The sequence below is a fragment of the Terrisporobacter muris genome (genome assembly GCF_024621905.1).
Taxonomy (GTDB): Bacteria; Bacillota; Clostridia; order Peptostreptococcales; family Peptostreptococcaceae; genus Terrisporobacter; species Terrisporobacter muris.
On the sequence record NZ_JANKBY010000316.1, the window covers coordinates 1 to 4,184 of the forward strand.

The following is a 4,184-nucleotide window of genomic DNA, read 5'->3' on the forward strand; positions in this document are numbered from 1 at the left end:
TTATTAGTATTTTAAATAAATTACCAAAAATTAGTTAAAATTTTATTAATTGTTGATATATTAGCACTTGTGTACTAAGATGATGATATTAAGCATTGTCTTAGTATCTAATTATTTGTTTAGTAAAGGAGAAGTATTATGGAGTCATATAGTTATATTTTAGATATTGCTTTAATTTTAATTTCTACTAAGTTATGTGGATTAATTTCTAGAAGGTGTCAAATGCCTCAGGTAGTTGGAGCTTTATTTGCTGGTTTGATTTTAGGACCAGCAGTTTTAAATATAGTTCATGAAACAGAGTTTTTAACTCAGTTAGCTGAGATAGGTGTAATTTTGTTAATGTTCTTTGCTGGTTTGGAGACAGATATAAGTGAACTGAAACATTCAGGAAAAGCATCTTTAGTTACTGCTATTTTGGGAATTATAGTTCCACTTGTTGGTGGATTTTTAGTTGCAATGTATTTTAATCGCCAAGGAATAATGATATTTGGAGATAGTTCAAGTGTATTTCTTCAAAATATATTTATAGGAACTATTCTTACAGCAACATCAGTTAGTATAACTGTTGAAACACTAAAAGAAATGGGGAAATTAAATTCTAAGGTAGGAAATACCATACTAGGGGCGGCAATTATTGATGATATACTTGGCATTATTGCATTGACAATAGTTATTAGTTTTTCCGACCCTAATGTAAATATAGCTGAAGTATTAATGAAAATATTTTTATTTTTCATATTTGCTGCTATCTCTTGTGGCATCTTTTATATTATATTTAAAAATTGGCTTGATAAAGATGCAAAGCATAAGAGACGTTATGTAATAGCAGTATTTGCTTTTTGTTTATTTTTATCATATATATCAGAAACATATTTCGGTGTGGCAGATATAACTGGTGCTTTTATAGCAGGGCTTACTTTATCACCTCTTAGTAAGAAATATTATATTGAAGAGAAACTAGATACAGTATCCTATGCATTTTTAGCACCCATATTCTTTGCCAGTATTGGTTTAAAGGTAGTACTTCCTAATATGAGTGTTGTTGTATTATTATTTGCCGTTGTCCTTACTATGGTAGCTGTTATATCAAAGGTAATAGGTTGCGGACTTGGGTGTAAGTTATTTAAATATACAAATAGAGAGTCTCTACAAGTTGGGATAGGGATGGTATCTAGAGGTGAGGTAGCCTTAATCGTTGCTAATAAAGGATTTAGTGCAGGATTAATTAATACTACTGTTTTAGCTCCAATTTTAATTGTGGTTATTGCTACTACTATATTGTCTCCCATATTGTTAAAGATGTCATATACTTATAAAACTAAGTGGGAAAAATCAGAGTTAAATAGTATAGACCTAAATATGGGGGCTATAAAAGATACTGAATTTTAATATAGAAAAGTCTACTTATTAATTAAGTAGACTTTTTACATATGAGGAAATTTTATTTACTATTTTTTTTATCTTTCATTGCATTAATTTTAAGTGGAAGGGTAAATAAGTTTATAAATCCTTCAGCATCTTTATGATCATATAATTCACTGTCACCAAATGAAGAAATACTTTCATCATATAATGCATTTTCAGTAAATATTCCAGCAGGTTTTATATTTCCTTTGTATAGTTTAAGTTTTACTGAACCTGTTACATTTTCTTGAGTTTCATCCATGAAAGCTGTTATTGCACTACAAGCTTTTGAGTACCATTTTCCATTATATATTAAGTCAGCATATTCTAGAGATAATCTTTGTTTTAAATGAAGAGAATCTTTGTCTAGTGTTGCACTTTCTAAGTAGTTGTGAGCTGTGTATAGTATTTCTCCTCCTGGAGTTTCGTATATTCCTCTAGATTTCATTCCAACTAATCTATTTTCTAATATTTCTACTATTCCTATGCCATGTTTACATCCTAGACTATCTAAAGCTTCTAATAGTTCGACTGGAGATAATTCTTCATTGTTAACTTTCTTAGGAACACCTTGTTCAAAATATATTTCTACATATTCTGCCACGTCGCAAGCATCTTCTGGTGATTTTGTCTTTTTATAAATATCTTTATTATGCTCATTTTGTAAACACTCTATATCTCCACCCTCTGTTGATACATGAAATAAATTATCATCAACAGAGTAAATTTTCTTTTTAGTAGCTACGACTGGTATATTATGTTCAGATGCATAGTCGATTGCATCTTCTCTAGACTTTATATCCCACATTCTCCAAGGTGCAATTACCTTAATAGATGGATCTAGAGCTGCTATTGTACCTTCAAAACGAACTTGGTCATTTCCTTTTCCAGTACATCCATGACAAATATATTTAGCGCCTTCTTTTTGAGCTATTTCTACTAATTTTTTAGCTATTATTGGTCTTGCAAGAGCAGTCCCAAGTAAATATCTTCCTTCATATTTTGTTTCAGCTTTTATAGCTGCATAAATTGTTGTAGTTATAAATTCCTCTTTTAAATCTTCACAATAAGCTTTTATGGCACCACTTTCAATAGCCTTATCATGTATTTTATCCATATCATCATCTTGGCCCACATTGGCACAAACAGCAATTACATCTATATCATAGTTTTCCTTTAGCCATGGTATTATTATAGATGTATCTAATCCACCTGAATATGCTAGTACTACTTTTTCTTTCATTGTTATTGTCCCCCTTTTATTTCCCTTGTTTTTTTCAATAAAAAAAGTCCCTTGGAATTAACCAAGAGACGAATTTACCGCGTTACCACTCTAATTAATAGCATTTATAAATACTATTCACTCTTCCTTTTAAGGCAAGGCTACCTATTATCCTACTATTTTCAGATAATCTTCTCCAAAGCTCTATTCACTTAAATTATATTATTGAGCTTCCACCATCCCCAATTCTCTATAAATACAAATTTTAAGTTACTTCTCTTTTTCACTGAATTTTGTATATTTAATTTAATATGTTTAAATAATAGTTGAATTTCTAATTATTGTCAACTATTCTAAATATTTTTTTAAAAAGAATCTTTTATGGTCTTTGGGACAATCATCTAAGACACCAAACACTTCATATCCGTTTTTTATATAAAAGTTCTTAGCTTGAAAATCAAAAGTATCTAAGTGGATTAAATAACACTTTTCTTTTTTTGCAATGTTTTCTATTTCAAATAATAACTTTTCACCAAGACCGAAGCCTCTATAGTTTTCATTTATCCAAAGTGCATCGATATAAATAACATTCCAACAATACATTTTGGCAAGAATTCCACCTACAACTTCTTTATCATCATTTTCTACGATTTTATTTAGCCATACATAGGCTACTTCTTGTGTTTGTGGTACTTTTGATAAGTTGTATTCTACTAATTTTTCAATAATATAATCAGAGTCTTCTTGATTTCCATTTTTTATAGTTAAATTATTCAAATACATCCCCCCATAGAATTAATATTGAACTTTAAATAAATATAGACCTTTTGCTGGTGCTGTTTCAGAAGCTACTTTTCTGTCCTTAGCTTCTAAAATTTCTTTTACAGCCGTAGGCTTTATTTTACCTAGACCTGCATCTATTAAGGTTCCAACTATTATTCTTACCATGTTGTATAAGAATCCATCACCTTTAACATATATTTCTATCATGTTATTTTTTTCAACTATATCAATAGATTCAATTGTTCTAACATGGCTTTTCTTTTTTGATTTTGAAGAAGCGAAGCTTGAAAAATCGTGTTCTCCAATTAAATAAGTACTAGCTTCTTTCATAAGATCTAGATTTAATTTTTTAGTAATATGAGCTGTATATTTTCTAAAAAATGGATTATGGAATTTATTATTATCTATTTTGTATAAATAAACCTTAGATTTAGCATTGTATCTAGAGTGGAATCTATCATTTACTTCTTCTATATCTTTTATAACTATAGATTCAGGTAGATATTTATATAAATACTTTTGAATTTTTTCCACAGATTCACTACAATCAGTTTTGAAGTTTACAACCTGCCCCATTGCATGAACACCCATATCTGTTCTTCCAGAACCTATTATTTCAATAGACTCATTAGTAAGTTTGTTAAGAACATCTTCTATTTTACCTTGCACAGTATTATCATTATCTTTTAATCTTTGGAAACCTTTAAAATTGCTTCCATCATATTGTACGATCATTTTTATATTTCTCATATTGTTTTTCCTTTTAGAATTATAT

4 protein-coding genes and 1 other annotated feature are annotated in these 4,184 nt (G+C 29.1%); of the genes, 1 reads left to right on the forward strand and 3 read right to left on the reverse strand.

Going from position 1 to position 4,184, the window contains the following annotated elements; translation table 11 throughout:
* Positions 1-138: 138 nt before the first annotated feature.
* A complete protein-coding gene (locus NSA58_RS16825; protein ID WP_039678081.1) occupies positions 139-1,389 on the forward strand; it encodes a cation:proton antiporter in 1,251 nt (416 codons plus the stop codon).
* Between the two features lie 52 nt (positions 1,390-1,441).
* Here NSA58_RS16825 and NSA58_RS16830 read toward each other — a convergent pair whose 3' ends face one another.
* The 3 genes from NSA58_RS16830 to truA form a co-directional block, all read right to left on the reverse strand.
* On the reverse strand, positions 1,442-2,647 hold the full coding sequence (locus NSA58_RS16830) for an argininosuccinate synthase (RefSeq protein WP_074429924.1): 1,206 nt from the start codon (positions 2,645-2,647) through the stop codon (positions 1,442-1,444).
* A 61-nt stretch (positions 2,648-2,708) separates the two neighbouring features.
* Positions 2,709-2,922, reverse strand: a binding site (T-box leader).
* A gap of 52 nt (positions 2,923-2,974) precedes the next feature.
* Complete coding sequence (locus tag NSA58_RS16835; RefSeq protein ID WP_074429923.1) at positions 2,975-3,403, reverse strand: GNAT family N-acetyltransferase; 429 nt, start codon at positions 3,401-3,403, stop codon at positions 2,975-2,977.
* A gap of 18 nt (positions 3,404-3,421) precedes the next feature.
* On the reverse strand, positions 3,422-4,184 hold a 763-nt coding region (gene truA, locus NSA58_RS16840), incomplete at its 5' end, for a tRNA pseudouridine(38-40) synthase TruA (RefSeq protein ID WP_330652596.1).

Bases quoted from the DNA above. Each gene is read 5' to 3' on its own strand.
- NSA58_RS16825 (WP_039678081.1), top strand. From the start codon at position 139: ATGGAGTCATATAGTTATATTTTAGATATTGCTTTAATTTTAATTTCT.
- NSA58_RS16830 (WP_074429924.1), bottom strand. From the start codon at position 2,647: ATGAAAGAAAAAGTAGTACTAGCATATTCAGGTGGATTAGATACATCT.